This window comes from Plantactinospora sp. DSM 117369, assembly GCF_053764795.1.
The window spans coordinates 5,682,240-5,705,921 of sequence record NZ_CM132446.1 but is presented as its reverse complement, the minus strand read 5'-3'; the positions used below and the strand labels follow the sequence as shown (position 1 = coordinate 5,705,921).

Genomic DNA, 23,682 nt, shown 5'->3' with positions numbered 1-23,682 from the left:
GCCGTCCGCCGAGCAGCGGAACCAGGTTCGCCGGCCGGCCGGCCGGTCCGGTCCCGGCGGCATCCTGGGACGGAGCCGCTCGACCCGACGGCGTCGCGGCCGGACCGGCACCGCCCGCCGGCATGCCGGTGCCCGGCGGTGGCGGGGCGGTGCTCGACGGCGGGGACTGCGGTCGGGGGGCCGGCAGCCGGGTGCGGGATTGCCCGGTGGGCCCTTCGGGGTGCGGCCGGCCGACCGGCGGCCGGGGATGCGGTTCGACGGACCGTTGCACCGGCTGGGCCGCTCGGTCCGGAGCGTCGGACCCTGCCGTGGCCGTGCCGCCCCTCGGGGCCGGACGCGTCCCCGGCAGCGAGGGCACCGCCGACGGCTCGGACAGCTTGGGCGCGGCGGCGGAGCGGCTGGGCGGCGCGGTCGACGGTCCGGGCGGGTCGGTCGGGGCGGGCCTGGAGGTGGCCGGCGGTCGGGGCCGGATCACGAGCCGGGGCCGGGCCTCCGGGCCGAGCGGGGCACCGAGGCCGACGGGCGATCCGGACGGCGGCCCTGGCCGGCGGGCCGGCGGACCGCCCGGGCCCGCCGAGACGCCCCGGGACCGTTCGCCGCCAGGGCCGGAGAGTTCCGCTGCGGCGGTCGGGCTGGCGGCGGTCGGGCCGGGGCGCGGCGTCGCACCGCCGGGACCGGGTGGGCCGGGACGGATCGGTGCGACCGGGCCGGGTGCGGGGACGGTGGGACCACCCGGGGCCGCGGCGACGCCGGGACGGTCGACCGGCGCGATCCCGCTCCGCCCCGACGTGCCGGACGTGCTGCCGGCCGACGGCCCGCGGCCCCGTTCCACATCAGACCGCTGTAGCGGTACCCCGGCGCTGCCGCCCGCACCGGACGCTCCCGCACCGGGCTCCGGACGCGTCGACCGGGGCACGGAGCGGTTCGAGGCCGGCCGGAGCGCCGTCGGCACCGTGGCCGGAGCGGCCGGGTCGGGGGCCGGCAACACGATGGGTTCGCCGAGACCGAGTCGCGGCGCCGAGGCGCCGGTCCGGCGGGCCCGTGACACCGGCGCGGCCGGTGCGTCGGGCGTCGTGCCACGCCCGGTCGGCCGGACCGGAGCCGCGACGACCGGCGGGGTGGCCATGGCGGGCCCGAGCGCGGGCGGGGGGAGGGGCGGGAACTGATCCGTGGCGGAGGAGTCCGGAGCCACGGGCGACGTGCTGCGCTGCGACGTCACCCGGGACGGCGCCGACGAGGCGTTGCCGGAACCGCCGGAGTTCGCGAGGGAGCCGCCGAGGTCCGCCCCGGTCCGGGCGGCGGAGGCCGGCGGCCGGAAGGGGTGACCGGTGAGGTCGGGCAAGGCAGCGGGCAGTCGCCGAGGCGCGGCGGCGACCCGCGCGACCGTCAACGGCGTACCGGTCCGACGAGCGGGGGAGGGACGTACCGGCGTCGCCCCGGCGGGTGGCGTCGTGGCGGCACCGGTCGGGACTGCACCTCCGGCCCCGGCTGTCGGACGGACGTCGGAGTCGGGCGGTTCACCGAGGGACGGGGAGGTCGGTGGTCCCGGGTCGGGCCCGCGGCGCACCGGCAGGACGGGCCGGGTCATCGCCGCCGGTGCCGGTGGCAGCGGACGAAGCAGGTCGTACGCCAACCCGCTCGGCGCGTCCGGGCTGACCAGGTGCGCCAGTGGGCTCCGGAAGGCGGGGTTCTGCCAGGTGGCCAACCGGCCCCGGAACCCGGCCGGGTCGCTGAGTGACACCTCGGCACCGGTGACCAGACCGGCCATCGGTGGCACACCCCGCCAGCCCGGATCGGCGGTGTCCCGGCCCGGTTCCGGAGCCGGCTCCGGCGTCGGGGCCACCGTGGCCCGGACCGGTCCACGCCACCGCCGGAGCAGGCCGCGTACGCCCATCGCCGGTCACCGCCCTTCGTTGACGCGGTTGTTGATGGCGGCGATCTCCGTGACGTAGCGCCGTCGTTCGTCGTGACGCAGGTCGAGGATCTCGTCCCGGGACCAGTGGAAGTGGTAGGCGACGTACGCGACCTCCTCGTAGAGCCGGTCGGTCGCGTACGTCACGATTCCCCCGGGCGACCACCGGCGAGGTCCACCTCGAAGCCCGATGCGCAGTGCGGGCAGGTGACCGCCGCGCGACTGTGCCCCTCCGCGTTGATTCGCCGGTAGAAGTCCTGCAGGAAGGCCAGGTCCGAGGCGAACAGCCGTTCCACCTGCTCGGCCCGTACCTCGGTGACCGTGCCCAGCCGGGTGATGACCATGCTGAGCAGCACGACCGACAGGTACGCGGGATTGTCCTTGACCCTCAGGTCGACCAGCGGGGCGAGTTCGTCCCGGGCGGTGGCCAGCCGCATGCTGCCGTCCCGGTGCAGGGTGCCCGCCTCGTCGACGTAGCCCCGGGGGAGTTCGAAGGAGAACTCGGTCTGCAGCCTCGGCGGCGCGGGCGGGGCCGCCCCGGAGACGGGGACGGAGTCCGCCCCGTCCGGCGGCTCGTCCCGGGCGGTGTGCGAAACGGTACGTCGCCTCATCGACCTCGCGGCGGGCGAGCCCGGCCGTGGTGGGCCGGACAACCGCCGCTACCTCCCTTCACAGAATCGGTGCGGGTGCACCGGGACGTCAGGAACCGCCGTCGCACCTCAGGAGCTGGTGATGCCCTCGAAGACGATCGTGATCTTCTCGGTGGCCGGCGACGTGTCGCCGGCCCGCAGGCTGGGCCCCTCCCACCGGCTCACCCAGGCGTTGGTCAGGTCCCACCGGCGCTGCTCCGCGTTCTCCGCGTCCACGATGATGACGCTGATGTTCTGCCGGGCCGTGTTGATCGCGCCCTTCTCGTAGGTGTCCTTGATCCACTCGGTGAACGCGCTGCTCTTGTCCAGGCCGCGGGTGATGGTCACCTCGCCGCCCTTCCGCGCCCCGGGAATCTTGCGGATGATGTACTCCCCGGTCGGGGTGACCTGGGTGACCTCGATCGCGTCGAGTTCCACGGTGAGGCCGCTGACCTCCTGGACCGACTCGACCCGGGCCTTGCCCAGCTCCACCTGGAACCGGTGGGTCACAAAGGTGTCGCCCGTCTCCGCCATCGCTGGTTACCGTCCTTTCCTAGCCGCCACGTCGACGTCCACTATGGAGAGCGTGTCCCGGGTCATTCCGAGACGAGGCTGCTGCTGTCGGAGTACTGGGACAGCCGGAAGACGACGAACTCGGCCGGCTTCACCGGGGAGACCCCGACCTCGCAGACCACCCGGCCGCGGTCGACGGACTCCGGTGGGTTGGTCTCCCGGTCGCACTTGACGTAGAAGGCCTCGGCGGCGGTGCTGCCGAACAGCGCCCCGCCGCGCCACTCCTCGATGAGGAACGCGGCGATGTTGCGCCGGATCGTGCCCCAGAGCCGCTCGTCGTTCGGCTCGAAGACCGCCCACTGGGTCCCGAGCAGGATCGACTCCTCGATGTAGTTGAACAGCCGGCGCACGTTGATGTAGCGCCAGGAGGGATCGGAGGAGAGGGTCCGGGCGCCCCACACCCGGATCCCCCGGCCAGGGAAGGCGCGGATGCAGTTCACCCCGACCGGGTTGAGCAGGTCCTGCTCGCCCTTCGTCACCGCGTTCTGCACCTCGATCACGCCCCGGAGCACGTCGTTCGCGGGTGCCTTGTGCACCCCGCGCTCCGCGTCGGTACGCGACCACAGCCCGGCGACGTGTCCGCTCGGCGGCAGGAACCGGTGCTGGCCGCTGGCCGGGTCGAACACCTTGACCCACGGGTAGTAGAGGGCGGCGAACCGGGAGTCGTACCCTGCCTCGGCCTGCCGCCAGGTCAGCACCTGGCGGGCGGTCAGCTCCGGCGGCGGGTCGAGGATCGCCATCCGGTCGCCCATCTGCTCGCAGTGCGAGATGACCGCCAACTGGACCGCCTTGACGTCGTCGAGGCCGATCCGCCCCTGCTGGTACGCGCTCATCAGATCGGGCACCGCGACCATGGTGATCTCGTCGATCGCCTCCAGGCCGCCGAAGCCGGTCCGGGCGTCCGCGTCGCCGACGTAGTCGTCGGCGGAAACCCGGGCGGGCAGGCCGGCCCCGTCGGCCGGTGCCGGTGGTACGGCCACCGACTGCTTCGCGGGCCGGGCCAGCGCGTTCGCCGGCGCCGCCTCCTCGACCGCGATCAGCCTCGACCGCTCCCGCACCTGGTTGACCACGTACGCCTTGGTGTTCCGCTTCGCGGAGACCTCGAACGTCTCCCGTTCCGCGCCGTTCTGCCGGACCACCAGTCTGAACCGGTCCTCCGGCACGGACTCACCCTCGACGTCGGCCACCTCCACGGTCAGCTCACCGGCGTCGCCGGAGCCGGCCAGCGCGGTGACCGTGAAGGTGCCGAGCGGCACCGGCGGACCGGTGACCGCCGTGCCCGCCGCACTCCCGCCGGTGGACGCCGCCGGGGCACCGATCCGGACCACGTAGCAGGCGCCGCCGCCGTTGGCGAAGTAGGCGTACACCGCGTGCGCCAGGTAGGCGTCGGAGACCATCTCCCCGAACGTCTGGATGAACTGGCTCCAGTTCGTCACCAGGGTCGCGGTGTTGAACGGCCCCCTGGCGGCGAAGCCCACGAAGGCGGCGACGGCGGTACCCACCCCCTCGATCGGGCGCGAGCCGCTCGGCACCTCCTCCACGTACACCCCGGGTGACAGGTACGACGGCATGACAGCTCCCTCGGGCACGACAGCGATCCGTGGGAGAAGTCTGGGTCGGCGCGGGACCGGGAACCACGACCCGACGGGCGGGCACGGGGGAAGTCGTTGCTACCCGATGGGGCAGTTCCGGGCGGGCACCGTCAAATGGCGGATGTCTGCCCGGGCGGGTGCCGGGAGACTCCGCGTACCCGGGGGTGACCTCGGCCCTTCCCGCCGCGCTCGCGGCCCGGATTCCCGGAGTGCTCGGATGATCGTGCTGGAGCCCGCCGCCCGGCGGTTCGTCGAGGCGACCGCGAGCCCGCCGTACCTGCACCAGTTGGGCCCGGAGCGGGGCCGGCGGTTCCTCGCCGAACTCCAGTCCGGGAACCTCGCCAGGCCCGACGCGGATCTGGAGGACCGGACGGTACGTGCGGATCCGGCCCGTGCGGTGCCGATCCGGATCGTCCGGCCGGCGGGCGCCATCGGCCGGTTGCCGGTGGTCCTCTACCTGCACGGCGCCGGTTGGGTCTTCGGCGACTGCCGCACTCACGACCGGCTGATCCGGGAGCTGGCCGTCGGCACCGGCGCGGCGGTGGTCTTTCCGCACTACAGCCTCTCGCCCGAGGCGCGTTATCCGCTGGCGGTGCAGGAGTGCTACGCGGTGCTGTGCTGGCTCGCCGGGTCCGGGGCGGCGGACCTCGACGGCCAACTGGTGGCCGTGGCCGGCGACTCGGTGGGCGCCAACCTGGCCGCCGCGGTGACCCTGCTGGCGAAGCGGCACGCCGGCCCGAGACCGGTCGGGCAGGTGCTCTTCTACCCGGTCACCGACGCGCGGTTCGAGACCCCGTCGTACCGGACCTTTGCCGAGGGCTTCCATCTGCGCCGCGACGCGATGCGCTGGTACTGGGACCAGTACGCGCCGGACGAGGCGGTCCGGGCCGAGGTGACCGCCTCGCCGCTGCGGGCGGATCTCGGGCAGCTCGCCGGGCTGCCTCCGGCACTCGTGATCACGGCCGAGGCCGACGTGCTCCGCGACGAGGGCGAGGCGTACGCCCACCGGCTGCGGGCGGCCGGGGTCCCGGTCTCGGCGACCCGGTACCAGGGCATCGTCCACGACTTCGTGATGCTCGACGCGCTGCGCGGCACCGAGGCGGCCGAGGCGGCCATCACCCAGGCGGTCATCTTCCTCAAGCGGGCACTGCGGTTGGCCTGACCCGCCGACCCACGGCGCACGTCCGCAGGCCGTGCTCGGGTCAGATGGGGTGGAACGACCGGTCGCCGTCGGTACGGTCTTCGAGGCGCACGGCGGGGACGTTGAGCAGTTCGTTGATGCCCGGGAACTGGTTGGGTAGCCGCACTTCCTCCACCTCGACCGGGTTCGGCGCGGTGTTGGTGTGCGTACGGGCGTGCGCCGCGCCGACCTGCACCAGGTACTTTCCAGGGTCGTTGGACGGATTGCCTCCCCCGCCCAACATCGCCCGGTCCCACCGGATCACCTGCTCGCCGTACGTGTTCATCATGACCGCGCGCCGGTGTTGCTGTTCCTCCATGCTGGCTCCGGCCCGGCGCGCCGGGCGGCTGGCGATGCCCTTGATCCGCATACCCGTGGCGCGGGCCGCCGCCAGGAACGGGACGAGGTCCCACTTCGACTGGTAGGTCTTGCAGAAGTTGGCCAGTTGCGGACTCATCGTGCCGCTGCTCAGGTAATCGTCGACCAGGCGTTGGTGCGCGTCCTCCCGGAACGCCTCGAGGTAGAGGGTCCGCACCCCGTGCGTGTACAGCTTCGCCATGTTGTCCGTGGCCCAGGGGAAGAACGCCTCCGCCGTGTGCGACCCGCCGACGACCAGACCGTCCCTGCCGAGCAGGAGCAGGCCGGCGGCGACGTCTGCGGGCGCCGAGATCCCGTCCAGCAGCATGGCCGTCTCGTTCCTGGTGGCCTGCGCGTCCTGGGCGCCGTCCTCCTGCTGGTACCGCCCGGCCCGGGCCACCGCGTCGTGGGCGAGCTGTTGGTCCCGCGCGGCCTGAGCCTCCCAGTACGGGCGGGTCGCCGGATCCTCGCGGCCCAGTAGTTCCATCATCTCGGCGTTGTCGCGTCGGCGGGAGCCGACCGTACGCGGAATACCCGCCTGCTCCGCCACGCTACCCAGGGAACGGCCGAGCTGTTGCCCGGTCGCCGTCTCCGGGCTCATCTCGATCAGCGAGGTGAGGTCGGTGTCGAGGTCGATCGGTTGATTGGTGCCCGGCGTCCGCCCGGTGGAAGCCCGGTGAGCGAGGCTCAGCATGTCCCAGGTCTGTTGATCGCCCACCTGGTGAGCGGTGCCCGGCTGGCCCGGGCCGCGGAGCGTGATCGACGGGCCAGGCGGTTCGCTGTGCAGCTCGTCGTGGGTTGTCACCATCACCCGTTGGACCGCTGGGGTACCCGACGGCGGCCCGGCCGGTTCGGCCGTCTCGTGGGTTTCCGGCCGCGCCGGTCGCTGACCGAGGGCCTGCCGCGCGTTCGCCTCGGCGGCCCGTTCGAACGCATCGCCCGGATCGGAGATTCGCAGGCCGTGACCGTCCTCGCTGCCGGCGACCGGGCCGGAGCGCTGTTGGATGACGTGCGTGAGTTCGTGGGCCAGGGTGTGCCGGTCGGCCCCGCCCTGGCCGATCACCACGTGGCTGCCCGAGGTGTACGCGCGGGCGTCGACCTCGGCCGCCGAACGCTGGGCGAGGGCGCCGGTGTGCAGTCGTACGTCGGAGAAGTCCGCGCCGAGTCGGGCCTCCATGTCCCGCCGTACCGGCTCGGCCAGTGGGGTACCGGCCGAGCGCAGCACCTCGTGCACCGCCGACCGCTGTACCGGCTCCGGTCCGGGCTGGAGACCGCTGTCGGGTTCGTGGTGGCCGTCTTCCTGACCTGGCTCGATCTCGGTACGCAGCCGCTGTATCGCCTCGTTCACCGCGGCGTTGCCGGCTTGGCGTTGCAGGGCGAGTATCGCGGCCGCCGAACCGGTCGGCGCAGCGGGGCCGTTCGCTGGCCGGTTCGGCTGGGCGGGGTGGGCCCGGACGTCGCGGGACGCTGGATCGTGCGCGCGCATGGCCGTTCTCCTGTGGTCATTGGACCCGTTCACTGAACCTTTTTCAACCTGGACCGCGCGGCGCTCACGCACCGCGTCCGACCTTGCGGTCCGCCGGACCGCAAGGGGAGGTTGAAAAAGGTTCACTACAGACCGGCGGCCTGGGCCTTGGCGGTACGGTCCCTGGTCAGGTCCTCGGCCTCGTTGAGGTGCTTGCCGTCCGGCGTCATGTCGAACGCCCGGTCCCTCGCAACGTGTCCGCGCTCGATCAACTCCTCGAGGTGTAGCGAGCCCATCCCGATATAGCGGACGCCCTTCTTCATCGCGTCCCGCGCGGCGTGCCCGAAATGCATATCGCGCGCCTCGAGGAAGATTCCTCGATAGGTGACGTTTTGCTCACGGGCGCCCTGCAGGGTCGCATGCTCATTCTTGTCCAGGTTCTTGTCGGTGCTGACCTGGAGGAACATCGCCTCGATAAACGCTTCGGAGAACCGCGTCAGTGCGGCGAACACGGCTGCTCGCTCCTGGGCGCCGAGGGCTTGCAGAGAGGTACCCAGATAGCCATTGGTCGAAAGGTTGGTGATGAACCCGTCGAGCGTCCGTTCATCCGCCTTGAACGCCTCAGCCAGCTTCTCCCGGGCCTCCAGTTCCCCCTTCGTCGGGAAGACCCCCTTGAAAACGTTCGAGACGAGCGTCGACCTCGACTCCGTGGCGTCGCGAGCATAGGCCCAGGCCATCTTGACACCGCGCTGGCCCATCTGCCCGGTGTGCGAGCCCTGCCGGAGTCCGGCGGTCTCCTGTTTCTTGAGAGACGGCAGCACCTCGGTCATCAGGTAGCCCATCTTCGGGTACAGCGACTCGGCGCCGAACCGGGACTTCTTCTTCTCGCCGGCGATCCCGAAATCGTTGAAGCGGGACTGGTTGGCATCCTTGTACGCCGTCTTCAGCGCCGAGCCCGAGGGTATCTTGTCGAACGCGAATCCCTCGTAGGTGAAACTTCTCGACCCGACCGCCGTCAGGACGTGATCGAGCGTGACGTGGTCGTGTTGCTCGCCGAGCACGTTGGTGCCCGTGGTGGGAAAGCGCACCCAGGTGTCGGCGCTGGGCGCGCCAGGCGGCAGGTTGCCGATGTGGTCCGTCCGGTCGGCCGCGTGGTCGCGGAACTCCTTCTCGTCTTCGTAGACGTGCACCAGTTGCTCGGTGGCCCTACTCCGCATGTCGTCGTTCTTGACGACGCTGGTGTCGTCCGGTGTGATCAGATCGTCCTTGATCCACGCCCAGCGTTGGACCGGTGTGTGTGCGGTCGGCCCCGCGCCTCCAGAACTCGCGGTCCGGTTCTCGGCTCCGGCCTCTGGCCTGGGCGCCGCCTCTGGTCTGGGCGTGGCCTCTGGTCTGGGCGCGGCCAGGGCCCGGGTCGCGTTGGCCTCCGCGGCGCGTTCGAAGGCGTCGCCCGGGTCGGACACCGACAGGCCGTGGCCGTTGTCGGTTCCGGGGACGGGGCCGCCGCGTTGTTGGATGACGTGGGTGAGCTCGTGGGCGAGGGTGTGTCGGTCGATGCCACCGGCCCCGGCGACGATGTGGTGGCCGGAGGTGTAGGCGCGGGCACCGAGCTCTGTGGCGGAGCGTTGGGCCAGGGCGTCGGTGTGCAGTCGTACGTCGGAGAAGTCGGCGCCGAGGCGGGCTTCCATGTCGTGACGTACCGGTTCCGGCAACGGGCTGCCGGCGGCGCGGAGCACCTGGTGCGCCGTCGACCCCTGTATCGCTCGGGCGACCGCGGCGTTGCCCGCTCGGCGTTGCAGGGTGAGTATCGCGGCCGTCGGATCGGTGAGCGCGGCGCGGCCGGCGTTCGGCCGGGCCGGTTGGGCGGCGCGGCCCGGTTGGGCGGGGCGGGGCCGGACGTCGCGGTCCGGTGGGTCGTGGGCGCGCATGGCTGTCCTCCCGTGCTCAGTGGACCCGCGCGGGCTCTCCGCGCGGTCGGTGCTCGCCGAACTCGCTCTCCAGGAGCAACCGGCCGAGCTTGCGGTACTCCCGCTGCACCGCGCCGATCAGGTCCGCCATCCGTACCGGTCGACCCGCCTCCGCCGCCAGGTAAGCCGCGGTGACCACGCAGGCCCGGATGCTGCCGCCGGACAGCTCGAAGTTGCGGGCACAGAAGTCCAGGTCCAGGTCATCGTCGCGGGGCAGTTCGGTGCCGAGACAGCGGTCCCAGAGCGCGCGCCGCTGCGCCACGTCCGGCATCGCGAAGTCGACGATCAGGTCGAGTCGCCGGGTGAACGCCTCGTCCAGGTTGGCCCGCAGGTTCGTGGTCAGCACCGCGACGCCGTCGAAGGACTCCATCCGTTGCAGCAGGTAGGCGCTCTCCAGGTTGGCGTAGCGGTCGTGGGCGTCCTTGACCTCGGACCGCTTGCCGAAGATCGCGTCCGCCTCGTCGAACAGGAGCAGGCCGTTGACCCCGGCCGCCTCGGTGAAGATCCGCTCCAGGTTCTTCTCCGTCTGGCCGACGTACTTGTCCACCACGGTGGAGAGGTCCACGACGTACAGGTCCAGGCCGAGGTCGGCGGCGACCACCTCCGCCGACATGGTCTTGCCGGTGCCGGAGTCGCCGGCGAACAGCGCCAGTACGCCCCGGCCCCGCCCGCCGCCGGGGCGCATCCGCCACCGGCCCAGCACCCGGTCCCGGTACCGCACCCGGAGCGCCAGCTCCTGGAGTTGGTCGTGCACCGGATCGGGGAGCACCAGGTCGATCCAGCCGACACCGGGTTCGATACGTCGCGCCAGCCGGGCCAGGCCGCCGGCGTTCTGCCCGCGTACCCCGGCGTGCAGGTGGTCGGCGTCGACCTGGTCGGCGCCGGCGAGGAGGGCGAGCTGGTCGGCGGCCTGCGCGGCCCGGCGTATCTGGTCGGCGCCGAGCAGGTACGGCGCCAACTCGCGCGCCGGGTCCACGCCGTCGGCCCAACAGGCGGGGCGGTCCGCGTCCTGGGTCCCACCGGCAGCCCGCCACAGCCTGGCCCGGCCCTGCTCGTCCAGTGGCGGGGCGGTGACCAGCAGCGGTGCCCGTTGTGTCCAGTGTGGATCCCACTCGTTCGATCCGGTGAGCAGGACCGGCACCGGCTGGTCGGCGAGTCGGCGCAGCAGCCGGGCGTGCTCCGGCCTGCCGACCGGGTCGAGTGCCTGGATCGGGCCGGCGACCAGGCCGGCACCGCGCAGCCGGGCCTCCCGTACCGCTGCGGCCAGCAACTCCGCGGGGGCAGGGTCGGCGGCCAGCGCGTCCAGGTCGAGCCGTAGCACGGACCGGCCGGCCCGGACCAGCGCCGCGACGGCCAGATCGTCGGCTGCGCTGCCGGGACGCTCCCGCAGGTAGCCCAGGCTCACCCCGGAGCGCAGCGCGTCGCCGAGCCGCTCGGCGATCCGGGCCCGCTCCGATCCGTCGGACACCTCGCCGGGCGGTCTGGCGGCGGCATGGTCCTCCGTCGGCCAGGCCACCCCGACCAGCCGGGGGTCCGGCGTGTCGTCGCCGAGCAGGTGCGCGGCGACCCGGTCGGGCACCCGCAACGAGCGGGACAGGTACGGCTGGTCCGGCTGCTCGACCATCAACAGCCCGCCGGCGACCAGCGGCGCCGATCCGGTGAACCGGGACCGGCCGACGGCGTCGCCCGGCGTCGCCCCGCACAGTTCCAGGGCCAGCCCCACGGTCGCCCGGCGCCGGCTGACGTCGTCGTTGAGGTAGCCGTAGAGCCGCTCGTACCGGGCTTCGACGTCGGGAAGCAGCGCGACGAGCAACACCTCCACGTCCAGGCCGGTGAGTCCGAAGGCGTCGGCCAGTCGCCGGAGCCGGGGCTCGGTTCCGACCTCGGCCGCCCGGTCCGCCCGCTCCTCCGCCGCCGCCCGCGCCCGCTGCTCGGCGGGATCCACCGGCCCCGATCCGGGGGACCGGGCCACCAGGCGGTCGGCGTCGTCCGCGGAGAGATACAGACCCCGGAACGGGTCGTCCGGCCGGGAGTCGTCCCGGCGCCGATCGGCGACCAGTCGAGCGACCCGGGTCGCGACCAGCCCGAGCCGGTCCCACAGGTACCCGATGCCGTCCACGCCGCTCACCGGTCGTTCCGGTGGTTCCGCTGCCGGCCGTCCGGCTCGGGTCGCGAACCGGCCTCGACCCGCTCCGCCCCGTCCCGGCCGTCGTCCCCGCGGCGCGGCGCGGCGGTGTGGCTGCGAAGGCGCGCCAGGCGCCCGGCGGTGTCGCCGACCAGGACAATCCGTTCCCGGACCGGCGGCGCGGCCACGATCCGGCGGGTCGACACCGGTGCGACGACCACCAGGTCCAACGAGGGTTTGAGTTCTCCACCGAGCGCGGTCCACACGTCGGCCAGCGCCCGCCCCTCGCCGGGTGGTGCGGCGACCGCCATCGGCACCGCCAAGCGCAGCGCCGCCAGCGAGCCGGTCAGCCGTGCGGCCGGCAGTTCGTCGTACCGGACCAGACCGGCCAGCAGCGCGGCGAGCAGCCGGTGCTCGTCGGTGGGTCGATTGGTCCACGCGGTGACCAGGTAGGACAGCGCGAAGAAATGCGGCGCGTCGTGCCAGGCCACCGTGCGGTCGCTGGCGTCCCGCTCAGCGACCCGACCCTGGAAGTGCCGTGACCGGTCCTCCCGGATGTCGTAGAGGAACAGGTTCACCGTCGGTGCATTGCGCCGGGTCGCCCACTGCCGGGTGGGCGGGTCGAACGACACGTCCACCCCGGTGTCCGCCAGCATCTCGTCCACGACCAGACCGCGCAGTCCCTCGTCGATCTCGTGTATCACGCGTCCGTCCCCATTTCTCGTCACCAACGCCGGTGTAGCAGTCCGGGTGGTTGCTGGGCCGGCAGCACCACCAGGAACGGTGTGCGCGCCGGACGGAATCCGGCGCCGGTGGCCACCGCCTGCCGGCCGCCCAGCCGGTCCTTCGGCAGCACCGGCAACTGGGCGGTGAAGCTGCCGTCGGCCGCCGGGCGTACCGGCGGGGCGGCGGCGGTGATCCCGAGGTCCCAGGAGAGCCGCACCGGCCGCCCGGGCGGGAAGTCCACGCCCCGGATCGAGGCGACGAACCCGGGCGGCCCGATCGGCGGCACCGCCACGATCCGTGGGGCGAGCACCCGCAGCGGTCCGCGCGCGGTGTCGTTGTCCGGGTCGGCGTTGCCGCCGGTGGTGCTGACGGTGCCCCGGACGGTGGTGCGCAGTGCCGCGCCCGGGGAGAGCACGCCGGCGACGGTGGCGGCGGCTCCCGGGGCGAGGTCCGGCACCGGGCAGCCGTCGGCCGGGCAGTTGGCCAGGGCCCCGCCGACCGGTACCCCGCCGGGCAGAGCCGGCCGGACCCGCAGACCGGTCGCGGTCGTCCCACCGGCGTTGCGCACCGTGTACCTGATGGTGACGGTACCGCCGACGTACCCCGGCTGCGGGTCGAGGGAGAGAGCCAACGCCGGGTCGGCCGGGCTGCCCGGCGACGCGGGGACCACCCGGACCGTGGTCGCCGCGCGGTTGTCCGACGGGTCCGTGTCGATCGGGTCGGCCTCGACCGACCAGGTCAGTTCGAAGTCGCCCGGGGCGGTGCCCACCAGGTCGACCCCGATCTCGACGGTGCGTCCCACGCCAAGGCGGCCCAACGCGCAGCTCAGGGTGGCGAGTACACACTCGCCGACCGGGGTGTCGAGGCCGGTCACGGAGAGCCCGGGTGGCACGTCGAGGCTGCCCCGGACGTCGTCGGCCGCGGTCGGCCCCTGGTCGGTGACAGCGAGCCGCAGCGTGGTCCGACCGCCCACCGTGGTGCCAGGCGCGGGTGCCGACACGGCGGTGGCGATGTCGAAGCGGCGTTGCCAACTCGGTTCCTTCTGCCGTCCCGGCAGGTGCCCGGTCAGCGGCCGGACGCTGCCGTCACCGAGGTCATAGCTCCACAGCGCCTCGGGCGAGTTGTTGTCCTCGGCCCGTCGCGCCGAGAAGGCGAGCTGCTCGCCGTCTGGCGACCAGGCGACGTCCCGCGGCTGGTGCGGACCGTCCTCGCGGTCCGGCACCGCAACGGCGCAGGATCCGCCGCCGGGCAGCAGCAGCCGGCACCGGTTGTCGTCCAGGTCGACCAGGACCAGGCCGTCGGCTTCCCGGTTGAAGACCAGCCGGGTGCCGTCCGGGGAGAAGGCGGCGCTGTCGTCGACGACCGGGCACCCGCTGCCGCAGATCGCCGCGGTCAGGTCCGTCTGGTCGAGTCCGTCCGCAGCGTTGGCGGTCCAGATGTGCGTCGACACGTCGCCCCGGTAGGTGCCCCGGGTGAAGGCGAGCCGGCTGCCGTCGGGCGACCAGGCCGGCTGGGTGTCGTCGAGTCCGGCCAGGGCGTCCGGGACCGGCAGCTCCAGCAGACGCCGCCCGGTGTCGACGTCGACCACCTCGATCCGGGACGGGGTGCGCGGCGCCCCGGACCCGTTCCCGGGCGAGTTGCGGACCAGGGCGAGCCGGGTGCCGTCCGGCGACCAGGCCGGGTCCGTCTCCCGGTCACCGCGCCCCCGCCCGACGACCGGCAGCAGCCGTGGCCGGCCGCCGTCGGCGTCCGCGATCCAGATCCGTTCGGTCCGGACGCCGTCGACCGTCTCGAACCGGCTGACCGCGATCCGCTGCCCGTCCGGCGAGTACGCCTGCCGCTCGAACCACGGATCGCCGTCGACCGGCTCCCAGAGCAGTCGGGAGTCGGTGGCCGCCCCGGGATCCTCGCGCAGCACCGGCACGCGCAGGTCGCGGGGATCCACCCCGTCCGGACGGATGTCCTGCAGGGTGGCGGTGGTCCGGTCCGGGGCGCTGGTCCGGGCGACCAGCAGCGATTCGGTGTCGGCGCCCGGGGCGGCGTACCAGGTGGGGTGGCTGACGTCGCGGTCCTCGGCGAGCCGTGGCACCACCACGCACTCGCACGGATCGTCCCGGACCAGCACCGAGTAGATCCGGTCGACGTTCCCGGTCGTCTCGCCGTCCGGCAAGGTACGGCTCACGAACGCCACGGTCGCCCCGTCGGCCGTCCACGCCGGCTGCCGGGCCTGCCAGCCGGGCAGCAGCATCCGCACCCGGCCGGTGCCGTCCGGCGCGATCAGCCACACCTCGGGATGCGGGCCGGCCGGCCCGACGGTGTAGGCGATGCGTGCGTGGGTCGGGTTCGGGTCCCAGGCCGGCTCGGTGGCCCCGGTGGGTTCGGCGGTGACCCGGGTGACCGGGCCGCCGCCGACGGCCACCCGGTAGATCTGGGGGAGGGTGTCGGTGCCGCGTCGCCCCGCGAAGGCCAGCGTGCGACCATCCGGCGACCAGGTCGGCCAGGTGTTGTCGCCGGTCCCGTCGGTCACCCGTCGGGTGTTGCCGCCGTCGACGTCGACCACATAGATGTCCTGCCCGCCGTCGTCCCGGCCGGCGGCCGAGCTGTACGCGATCCGAGTGCCGTCCGGGGAGAGCACCGGCCGGCACTCGTCGGTCGAGTTCCGGGTGACCCGGCGCACCGGGCCGGTGCCTCGGCGCAGGTACACCTCGGTGGTGCGCTCGTCGCGTCGACTCACCCAGGTCGTCGCCGACCCGCGGGCCGAGATCTCGTCATCGAAATGGTCGGGTCCGGACTCGTTGAGCGGGGCCGCGGTCGCTGCCGGTCCCTCGCCCCGGACGATCCCGAGGCTGCGGTGCCCGGTGCCGGCGTACGCGATCCGCTGGCTCACCTCGGGGTTCGGCCCCGGGCCGGGCGCTGCCGTCGGGGCTGGCACGGGCGCGGCCCGGCCCTGGCCGACGAACCCGGCGGTGGGCGGCAGCGCACCGACGAGCAGTACGGCCAGTACGGCGGGGATTCCGATTGAACGTCGCAAGTGGACCTCAACGGGCGTGCGATGGATGGAGGTGACCGGCGGCCAGCCACCATCGTCCGGCGGTCTCCGGCCGGCCGGTGCGGACCGGAAGGCACCGTCGGGGGCAACGGTGCCGGCCCGTTCAGGCAACCCGCCTGCGGCGGGACCGCCCCGGTGGTCAGATCAACCCGTTGCGCAGGGCGTACGCCACGGCGTGCGCCCGGTTGCGCAGTTGCAGCCGGCTGGTGACGCCGTGCAGTACGTTCTTCACAGTCCGCTCGGAGTAGGAGAGCTTGCTGGCGATCTCCCGGGTGTCGAGCCCGTCCGCGACCAGCCGCAGCACGTCCACCTCGCGGGTGCTCAACCCGAGCAGGGTGAGGCCGCGCGGTTCGAGTATCTGCCGCTGGAGCCGGCCCACCTGGGCCATGAGCCGACCGAGCAGGTCGGCGGGGAGCGCGCCCTCGCCACGGGCGACGGCCAGGACGATGTGGCTGAGCCGTTCCGCGCTCGCCTCGGCGCGCCGGACCACTCCCACCACGCCGTGCTCCACTGCGAGAGACAACCCGGCATCGTCGATCCTGGCCGGCACCAGCACCAGTTTGGCCCGGCCGGCCCGGTGTAGTCGGCGTAGCAGCCGGGCGGCCGACTCGTCGAGGGCGTCGATGACGACCAGCGCGACACTCTCGGATGTCTCCTGGCCCGGCTCGACCACCCACAGGTCCGGCCGGGAACGGAGCTGACTCTCCACTCCCAGCCGAGAAATCGGGTCCTCCGCGTGGACGCTTACCGTGACACGGTGCACAACAACCTCCCAGCACAGCTCGACGCCCCTGTCGGGGCGTCCGGTCCGGACGGTGCCGCCGCGCCGGTGCACGGCGATACGGCAGAGGGTGCCGGACGGGACTTCGCGGGCACCTAACGCGGACCTAACGGGCAGCGGTTCTGCCCGCGCCGGTACCCCGGCGGCCGGTCCCGGCCGCTCCCGCCGCGCCTACGGTCGGGGACATGAGCATCTCGTTGGGCCTGGTGGAGACTCCGGCGGTGGTCGTGCCGGGCGAGAGCGTCGAAATCCCGGTGACGGTCCGGAACTCGGGTGACGTCGTCGAGGGGTACGACCTCGACGTGGTCGGCATGCCGAGCACCTGGGCGACGTTCGACCCACCGAGGGTCTCCCTCTATCCCGGCGCGAGCCAGACCGTCACGCTCACCGTCCGGCCGCCCCGGTCCTCCGAGGTCCGCGCCGGGGAGCTGCCGTACGGCGTCCGGGTGGTGCCCTCCGAGGCGCCGCAGACCGCCACGGTCGAGGAAGCCGTGCTGACCATCGCGCCGTTCTCCGAGGTGACCGGGGAACTACGGCCGCAGGTGCGCCGGGCGCGACTCGGCGCCCGCTACCGCCTCGCCGGAGTCAACGGCGGCAATGTCGAGGAGACGCTGACCGTCACCGCCGTCGATGGTGCCGAACAGCTACGCTTCGCGCCCCGACCGAGGACGACGACCCTGGCGGCGGGCGAACGGTACGCGGCCGTCCTCGGCGTACGGGCCCGGCGGCTGCTCTGGCGGGGCACCCCAAGACACCTGCCGTTCCGGGCCGTGCTGAGCGATACGACGGGCCGGGCCGTCACCCTGGACGGCACACTGGTGCAGCAGCCTGTTCTCTCCGCCTGGCTGCTCAAACTGCTGGCCTTGCTGCTGGCCTTGCTGCTGCTTCTGCTCGCCCTCTGGTTCGGGCTGCTGCGTCCGGCGGTGACGTCCGCCGCCCGGGAGGCCGTCGACGAGGGCGTGGCGCGGGTCGCGACCGAGGCGGAGGAGGCGGCGAGCGAGGCTGCCGGCGCGGCGGCGCGAGACGCCATCGAACAGGAACGCACCGTGGCCCCCGCCGCACCGACGACGCCGCCGGGGACCGCCGGCAGTAACGACGGTGCCAGCGGGAGCGGACAGTTCGCCACCGCGCTGGTGCTGCGGACCAACCCCGGCGGGTCGGCGTCGCGCAGCTACACCGTGCCCCGCAACCGGGTGCTCCTGATTACGGATTTCCTGGTCGACAACCCGCAGGGAGACACCGGGACCCTGACCGTGACCGCCGACGACGTCCGGGTGGTCACCTACGGGCTGGAGAACTTCCGTAACCAGGACTACCACTCGGTCACCCCGATCAGGGTGCCGGCCGGGGCCCGGGTGACCCTCACCGTCGTCTGCCGGCAACCAGGCACCCCGGTAGGCGCTCCCGCGCCGAGGACCTGCCAGGAAGGGCTCTACCTCAACGGCACCCTCGCACGGTCCGCCGGGACGGGCTCCTGACGAGGCGTACCGGCCGACGGTCGCGGCGCTGGTGCGTCGCGTCAGCGGCGCCGACGTGGCATCGTTGCGGACGATCGCCGGACGAGAAGGGTGTGTAATGCCGAACTCGGCATCAACGCGGAGCGGCTCATTCGCTCGTGCTGGATCGGCGCGCTATATCACCAGGGTGTCGAACCGGCCTTCCCGACGGCGGACGTGCCCACGCCATCCCGCGAGCAGTGCGATGACAGTCCAGCCGATGCCACCGAGGACCAGCGACCCCAGGGTACCGCCGGAATCGACCCGATCGGCCTCCTCGAGCGCGATCACCCCGTCCGGGTCGGTGAGTACGGTCAGGGTGTCGCCGATTTGGTAGCCGGGGTTGCTGCCCTGATAGGTCAGTGGCTCGTCGAGCGGACCATCGTCGCCCCGGAGCGTGAACGTGTGCCGCTTACCGGCGACCTCGGCGTCGACGATGGTTACCTCCTGGCGGACGCCGCGCTTCTCCAGCGCCAGGTCGGGGGCGAGTCCCACCGATCCCACGAGTACGAACAGGGCGGGAAGGAACGAGAGCAGGGACAGCCACATCGCCCGGTGTAGGACACGTACGACGACCATGAAGACCAGACAGAAGGCGAGTCCCGTCACGATCGAAATGACCCTCGACCCGACGGTGGCGTACGCGATGGCGGTGTTCAGCCCGATGAAAGCCAGGCCGAGCAGCACCACCAGCGCCGTCCTTCTCGCCGACTTGCCCGCCGTCCAAGCTCCCGCCCACCGGGCGGAACCGGTCGATGGCGCCCCGGCCGGGGCGAATCCGTGCGAACCGAACCCGGCGGGAGTCCTTCCGGTGAATCGCTGGTCGGCTGGCCACCCGTGGGCGGGCTGGATCCGGCCCGGTGGTGCGGGTTCGGGGTTCACGGCCAAGATCGTAACAAGGGCTGACAACCCAACCTGCGTCGTTGAGTCCCTTGATCGGCGGGCAGACGCGATCCGGACCGACGCCGTTGCCGCGGCGGTGTACACCGTCAGGTCCTGGCCGACCAGCGGTGTACGACCACGACGGCGCCAGCGACCAGCGCCAGGCCCAGCAGGATCAGCGGCACTGCGGGCATCGGCCACGGCGAGTGGACGTATTCCCTGACGATCACGACCGCGCGGTGGGGCTCGTCGGTCGCGGAGCGGGTGAAGCGGATGTCGTCGGTGATCTGCGTCGGTCTGAACTTCCCGTCGTAGCGAGTCAGGAAACGCGGGCCGAGCAACGCCGCGGATAGCCTCGGGTACTGCGGGTCCGGCTTCACCTCGCCCGCGAACGTCAGATCGGGCGCGTTGCCCTTCGGCGCCGGATTGCTGGTATCCATCCGGCGATCCGCCAGCACGTACAGGCGCAGCGGCTGACTGCCCTCGGCCGTGGCCGACAGTCGCATCGGATAGACCGGTGCGTCGGTCTCGAACTCCAGCCGCATCGGCGGTAGTCCGCATGATCATTGGTGTGACCACCGCGCATGGACCATCGAAGCCGAGACCGCGATCTACCCGCTCACCCCTTCGGGGAGCTTCTTCGCCACGTCAGCGAAGATCCCCGACCAACGGGACGGGGATCAGGCACAAGACGAAGAACCATCACGCTTCGTGTGGAAATAACGTGTCCGAGGGGGACTTGAACCCCCACAATCGACACCGGTGCGCACTTTTGAGTGCGCATGCGCAGATACTACAGCCTGCCACGACGATAGCGGGTCCTGCGTGAGGGTGGGGGACGCGCCGCCGCATGCACACCCTGATCGCCGCCCGGCCATGGCTGACCGTGATCCGCCTGCCGTCCTACGCCCCGGACCTCAGCCCGGCCGAGGGCGTCTGGCGGTGGATGAAGCGCGGCCTGAGCCAGGTACGGCTCGAAGCGCAGGCCCCAGGGCACGTCAGCCCATCTCCAGTGATCGACCACCTTGCCGACCATCGGAACTCGCGAGGTGTCCCCGATGATAACCGTGCGTGGCGGATCTCCCCGAGTGTCGCGAGCCGCTCGCTTCCGGATCTGCCGATGTGCGGATATCCGATCTTGAGCTGATCCGGGGAACACCGGCCCGGCGGTGGCGGAGGGGCCGTGCCATGTGCGGCGGTGCTCAGGGTGACCAGAGTCGGGTGACGGGAGACTGTCACGCCCAGATCGGCGAGAGCCGGGGCGGTGGTATCCCTCCCGCTACTCGATGTAAAGAGCCTGTTCGACAAGCGTGGCAACCACTTCCGGGTGCCGCCCTGATTGACGGGTGGGGGGATAGTGGACGAGACAGAGGCAGTGCCCGACTCCCAGGCGTACGTGGCGGTGGCGTGGCCCCGGCTGCTGCGCTCGGCGTGGTTGCCGATGGCATGGGACGGACACCGCGCCGCGATGTGGACCCACTCGCGGGCCGGACTGGCCCGGATCGTGGACCTCGCCGATGGAACGGTACCCGGGGGGAGTTCGGCGGCGGCGAGGTCGTCCTTGACCGGTACGACGACAACCACCTGATCGTACGGAGAGCGCCTGGCGAGGACCTGTTGCAGACTATGGACCTCACCGGACCGTGGTCCAGTCTTTAACCGAGCCGTGTAGAGGGGCCGCTGACGGGTTCGATCTACCTCGTCACGGCGGCTGGTTCCTGCCCGCCGCTATCGAACAGCGTTCTAGTACGGGATGGCTGAGCACTCAGAATGAGGGTGGCAAAGACATGACGGACCTCAGCGGCGACGGCGCCGACGTTCCGCCCATGCGGATCGTGACGCTCCACGCGTTGGCATGTGGGGCCGTCTCGGTCGCGGCCGTGTTGGCTGTCGGGCTGTGGACGGCAGACCAGGACTGGACCATGTCAATAGGTCCGATGTTCATCTCCCTCGCCGTGGCACTCTGCGCCGTATGTGTCATCGCCGCGTTGTCACCGCTGCTATGGATGTTGGTGATGCGACGGAGGGGACTTGGAGCCTATCTGACGCATGCCCTGGTGCCGATCCTGCTGGTAGTCCTGATCCCGGTTGGGGTGGCCATCGGCGGGCCGGTACGCGACCGGTGGGAAACCACCGGCTTCTGGGCCGTGTTTACGTTGTGTGTGCACCTCGCATTGGCGTTGGCTACTCGTCGCCGGCTGCCTGGCCTGGCCCGAGTGGGCGCTGTGCTCGCCGTGGCGGCCATGTTCGTCGCCGTCGTCGGCATCGAGCGAGCCAGTCAACTGCGGTGGCGAGTCGACGATTTTCGCGCTCTCGGCGTGCCGCTGGTCGTTCCGGAGATCCCCGGCTTCGAACTGACGTACGCGTATCCCGGCCAGCCGGGCCATCCGGACCTCTTCCTCGAGCTCTCCGATCGACCAACCAGGCCCGGCCGCACGGTCACCGTGCTCGTCCAGAGGACGGCAGGCGCTGGCTACCCGACCTCCGGAAGGGTGTCCTGCTGGGGGCGCGCGGACGATCGACTCGTGTCCAGCGACGGGGGCCTGGTCTATTGCTTGGCGGAGAAAGGGTTTGAAATGCACATACGACCTGACCCACAAATGCCGAGCCTCGCACTGCTGGCACCGCAGGTCACCCTTCGACGGGTACCGGCACAGCGACTTGCCGAACTACCCGGAACCGACTGGCAGCGCTCAGTCGGTTGGACGACCGACTGAGAACGGCTGGAAGGTCGTTATTCAGCAGCCGCGTTATCGGGCGGAGCTGAGCCTCTTGCGCTGCCGGACGTCCACGCTCATCAGCAGCTCTTCGGTTCGTCACGACCGGACCCGCGCACGACTCCCGGCCATCCTCACATGCCGCAGCGCGCGTGTCGCCAGCCGGGAGCCGTCACGTCGCGCCGCCGGCCTCTCACGCCGGCTGCCGCGCGGCCCGCTGGCGTCCGCAAGCCAGTTGAAGAAATATGACGCAAGGTGTCAGGTTTTGGGTGGAGCATAGGTTCATCGGTCGGCGCCGGTGATGGGCGCGGACCGCGGCACAGATAGATGCGGAAAGACAAGGACCTCCATGCGCGAAACTCCAGAAGATCTCGAAGAGCTCCAGGCCCTCCTTGACGCCTCCCTCGCCCGCTCCACCTCCCACCTCCGCTCGATCATCAACACCGCGCGAACACTGAACGCGGAGCAGCTCACCCAGGTCCTCACCGGCATGTGCACCCTCGCTCTGTCCAGCGTGACGGCGAAGGGTGAGCCGCGGATCAGCGGTGTGGACGGGCACTTCCTGCGAGGCAAGTGGTACTTCGGCACGGCGCGCGACGCGGCCAAGGCGCGCCACCTCTCGGCGCGGCCCGCCGTCAGCGCCGCACATATGCGCGGTGAGGACCTCGGCGTCTTCACGCACGGCAAGGTGGAGATCCTCAACCCCCAGAACGGCGACCAGGCCAGGGACTGGCCGGACGTGCTTGCGTACTTGAAGGACTTCTACGGCGACGACCTCTTCGACTGGGACAACGACGTGGTCTACTACCGGCTGCATCCGCACTGGATGACCGTCTATGCCCCAGACATCGCAAAGCTCACCATGGCGTCCCAGCCCTGATCCACAGCACGGGCCAACCGATGCGCGTCCAAGGCCCGTTCCGTCAGAGGTCTCGTTACCGCCTAGCAGGGCTGTCGCCGCCAGCACCTCCGGCCCGTACGGCGGCAGGCTACGCCACCACCACCAGCCGGCCAGACCGCCTACCCCGATGAGCAGCACCACCACACCGATGACCAACCTGCCCGCTGCCTCATGCCTGGCAGTACAGCACACCATCATCACCATCGATCACTGCGCCGGCAGGGTCGCGCCGTCGCAGCGCAGCCACCCACGAACCACCCAGATGGCAGCCGCCACGCCCCGTGGCCCGCCCCCGTGCCTGTCAACGTCCGGAACTGGCTCCCCTCTGTGTCATCCATGAAGGAGCGGGGGCGGTCAAGTGCTGCCGCCTGCCCACCCACTCAACATTTTCGAGTCAGCCGATGAGAGTGCGTTCGATGCTGTCAGTTTGGCCTATCCTTGCGTGCGTGGATGAGCGCATGTGGCACCAGGGCTCCGACGTTTCCATGGTCATCCGTACCGATTTTGCTCATCCGCAGGAATGGATAGAGATTCAGGCAGCGATCGCTGAACCACAGACGGACGAGGGGTTCACCGCGTTCGTTACGTTCGTCGATGATCGTGCGTACGAGGGGATCACGCCGTCGCAGCTCCTGGAGATGGCGCCCGCAGACGTGCATCATGCCGTCGCCTTCCTCGTCGACACGAAGGCGCTGACTCACCCTGACCGGCCGATTCTGGTGGTCAACCTCTACGACTACACGGAAGATCTGGAGGACCAGGGCAAGGGGCCGCAGTACGGTGCCACGTTCCGAGTCGTACCGTCCGAGATGTGGTCGATTCAGAACAACCTCACGATCTCGAACATGGACTGGGAAGAGTTCGCCGACAACGTGGACAGCGACGGCATCTTCCGCGGCTTCGAGTAACACACAACCTGGTGCCCACATCTGCCGCATTGCGTGCGTGCACCGCCGTATCTCTATCGCGTGAGCGGTCGACGCCACTGCACGGTTGCGACGTGGATCACACGCCGCTCCGCGTCGACCGAGCGGACCGGCGGCAGACCGATGACGCTCACACTGATCCTTGGCGCGGCAGGTGTCCACCTTTGCTGATCCGGCTGCGCTACGACGCTGGGTGGACAGGTGGTCAACAGCGCCGGGTCGGTCGCCAGAGGGCTAGGCGCCTGGGCCCTCATCGGCCACGACCTCTCCCTCGAATTTGACACACCGGCCGTCGCGACCCTCAGCTTCCCGCGCGACTGCCGCCTGCCCTCGATGTGGACGACGACGCGATCCGACGGGTCCGTGCCGCCCTTTTGGAGATCCTGCAATGCCGCGCTACGCGA

The 23,682-nt window shown here is 71.6% G+C and carries 21 protein-coding genes; 9 read left to right on the top strand and 12 right to left on the bottom strand.

The genetic code is table 11. The features are described from left to right. Positions 1-308 precede the first annotated feature (308 nt). The gene (locus ACSMXO_RS24975) at positions 309-1,166 is read left to right on the top strand and encodes a hypothetical protein (protein ID WP_455414000.1); all 858 of its coding nucleotides are present in this window, start codon (positions 309-311) and stop codon (positions 1,164-1,166) included. Positions 1,167-1,169: 3 nt separating this feature from the next. Then, positions 1,170-1,325, top strand: coding sequence for a hypothetical protein (locus tag ACSMXO_RS24970; protein ID WP_455413999.1), 156 nt, complete (start codon positions 1,170-1,172; stop codon positions 1,323-1,325). A 575-nt stretch (positions 1,326-1,900) separates the two neighbouring features. Here the strand turns inward: ACSMXO_RS24970 and ACSMXO_RS24965 are convergent. The 4 genes from ACSMXO_RS24965 to ACSMXO_RS24950 all read right to left on the bottom strand — a co-directional run bounded on the left by ACSMXO_RS24965 (position 1,901) and on the right by ACSMXO_RS24950 (position 4,685). Then, positions 1,901-2,059 carry a DUF6760 family protein gene (locus tag ACSMXO_RS24965; RefSeq protein WP_346262942.1) on the bottom strand — a complete coding sequence of 53 codons (159 nt, stop codon included), beginning with the start codon at positions 2,057-2,059 and terminating at the stop codon, positions 1,901-1,903. Beyond that, on the bottom strand, positions 2,056-2,523 hold the full coding sequence (locus ACSMXO_RS24960; RefSeq protein ID WP_455413998.1) for a hypothetical protein: 468 nt from the start codon (positions 2,521-2,523) through the stop codon (positions 2,056-2,058). The genes ACSMXO_RS24965 and ACSMXO_RS24960 overlap by 4 nt, the downstream gene beginning before the upstream one ends. Before the next feature lie 108 nt (positions 2,524-2,631). Then, positions 2,632-3,075 (bottom strand): phage tail protein, encoded by a 444-nt coding sequence (locus tag ACSMXO_RS24955; RefSeq protein ID WP_203869023.1) that lies wholly within the window; start codon positions 3,073-3,075, stop codon positions 2,632-2,634. 62 nt (positions 3,076-3,137) lie between these two features. Then, positions 3,138-4,685, bottom strand: a complete 1,548-nt coding sequence (locus ACSMXO_RS24950) for a phage tail sheath family protein (protein ID WP_346262940.1) — start codon at positions 4,683-4,685, stop codon at positions 3,138-3,140. 238 nt (positions 4,686-4,923) lie between these two features. Between ACSMXO_RS24950 and ACSMXO_RS24945 the strand changes: the two genes are divergently transcribed. Beyond that, positions 4,924-5,868: an alpha/beta hydrolase gene (locus ACSMXO_RS24945; RefSeq protein ID WP_346262939.1), complete on the top strand. Its 945-nt coding sequence runs from the start codon at positions 4,924-4,926 to the stop codon at positions 5,866-5,868. 40 nt (positions 5,869-5,908) lie between these two features. Here ACSMXO_RS24945 and ACSMXO_RS24940 read toward each other — a convergent pair whose 3' ends face one another. From ACSMXO_RS24940 to ACSMXO_RS24915, 6 genes are all read right to left on the bottom strand, one after another. Then, positions 5,909-7,729 (bottom strand): eCIS core domain-containing protein, encoded by a 1,821-nt coding sequence (locus ACSMXO_RS24940; RefSeq protein ID WP_455413997.1) that lies wholly within the window; start codon positions 7,727-7,729, stop codon positions 5,909-5,911. 125 nt (positions 7,730-7,854) lie between these two features. Beyond that, positions 7,855-9,636 (bottom strand): eCIS core domain-containing protein, encoded by a 1,782-nt coding sequence (locus tag ACSMXO_RS24935; RefSeq protein WP_455413996.1) that lies wholly within the window; start codon positions 9,634-9,636, stop codon positions 7,855-7,857. A gap of 16 nt (positions 9,637-9,652) precedes the next feature. Next, positions 9,653-11,803, bottom strand: coding sequence for an ATP-binding protein (locus ACSMXO_RS24930; RefSeq protein ID WP_455413995.1), 2,151 nt, complete (start codon positions 11,801-11,803; stop codon positions 9,653-9,655). Beyond that, positions 11,800-12,504: a DUF4255 domain-containing protein gene (locus tag ACSMXO_RS24925; protein WP_455413994.1), complete on the bottom strand. Its 705-nt coding sequence runs from the start codon at positions 12,502-12,504 to the stop codon at positions 11,800-11,802. Before ACSMXO_RS24925 ends, ACSMXO_RS24930 begins: the two co-directional genes overlap by 4 nt. Positions 12,505-12,524: 20 nt before the next feature. Beyond that, positions 12,525-15,557 carry a hypothetical protein gene (locus tag ACSMXO_RS24920; RefSeq protein WP_455413993.1) on the bottom strand — a complete coding sequence of 1,011 codons (3,033 nt, stop codon included), beginning with the start codon at positions 15,555-15,557 and terminating at the stop codon, positions 12,525-12,527. 157 nt (positions 15,558-15,714) lie between these two features. Further along, a complete protein-coding gene (locus ACSMXO_RS24915; protein WP_346262933.1) occupies positions 15,715-16,338 on the bottom strand; it encodes a helix-turn-helix transcriptional regulator in 624 nt (207 codons plus the stop codon). A gap of 203 nt (positions 16,339-16,541) precedes the next feature. Between ACSMXO_RS24915 and ACSMXO_RS24910 the strand changes: the two genes are divergently transcribed. Next, complete coding sequence (locus ACSMXO_RS24910) at positions 16,542-17,834, top strand: COG1470 family protein (RefSeq protein WP_346262932.1); 1,293 nt, start codon at positions 16,542-16,544, stop codon at positions 17,832-17,834. Between the two features lie 153 nt (positions 17,835-17,987). Here ACSMXO_RS24910 and ACSMXO_RS24905 read toward each other — a convergent pair whose 3' ends face one another. Further along, a complete protein-coding gene (locus ACSMXO_RS24905; protein WP_455413992.1) occupies positions 17,988-18,542 on the bottom strand; it encodes a hypothetical protein in 555 nt (184 codons plus the stop codon). Between the two features lie 299 nt (positions 18,543-18,841). Beyond that, entirely contained in the window at positions 18,842-19,279 is a 438-nt protein-coding gene (locus tag ACSMXO_RS24900; RefSeq protein WP_455413991.1) for a DUF2330 domain-containing protein, read from the bottom strand. Positions 19,280-19,584: 305 nt separating this feature from the next. On the opposite strand from ACSMXO_RS24900, the gene ACSMXO_RS24895 reads away from it, so the two are divergent. The 5 genes from ACSMXO_RS24895 to ACSMXO_RS24875 all read left to right on the top strand — a co-directional run bounded on the left by ACSMXO_RS24895 (position 19,585) and on the right by ACSMXO_RS24875 (position 23,260). Beyond that, a complete protein-coding gene (locus ACSMXO_RS24895; protein ID WP_455413990.1) occupies positions 19,585-19,881 on the top strand; it encodes a transposase in 297 nt (98 codons plus the stop codon). Positions 19,882-20,091: 210 nt separating this feature from the next. Further along, entirely contained in the window at positions 20,092-20,322 is a 231-nt protein-coding gene (locus tag ACSMXO_RS24890) for a hypothetical protein (protein ID WP_455413989.1), read from the top strand. Between the two features lie 199 nt (positions 20,323-20,521). After that, positions 20,522-21,451 carry a hypothetical protein gene (locus ACSMXO_RS24885; protein WP_346263092.1) on the top strand — a complete coding sequence of 310 codons (930 nt, stop codon included), beginning with the start codon at positions 20,522-20,524 and terminating at the stop codon, positions 21,449-21,451. Between the two features lie 349 nt (positions 21,452-21,800). After that, the gene (locus tag ACSMXO_RS24880) at positions 21,801-22,331 is read left to right on the top strand and encodes a pyridoxamine 5'-phosphate oxidase family protein (RefSeq protein WP_455413988.1); all 531 of its coding nucleotides are present in this window, start codon (positions 21,801-21,803) and stop codon (positions 22,329-22,331) included. Positions 22,332-22,798: 467 nt separating this feature from the next. Then, positions 22,799-23,260, top strand: coding sequence for a DUF6924 domain-containing protein (locus tag ACSMXO_RS24875; protein ID WP_346263090.1), 462 nt, complete (start codon positions 22,799-22,801; stop codon positions 23,258-23,260). The last annotated feature ends 422 nt before the right edge of the window (positions 23,261-23,682 follow it).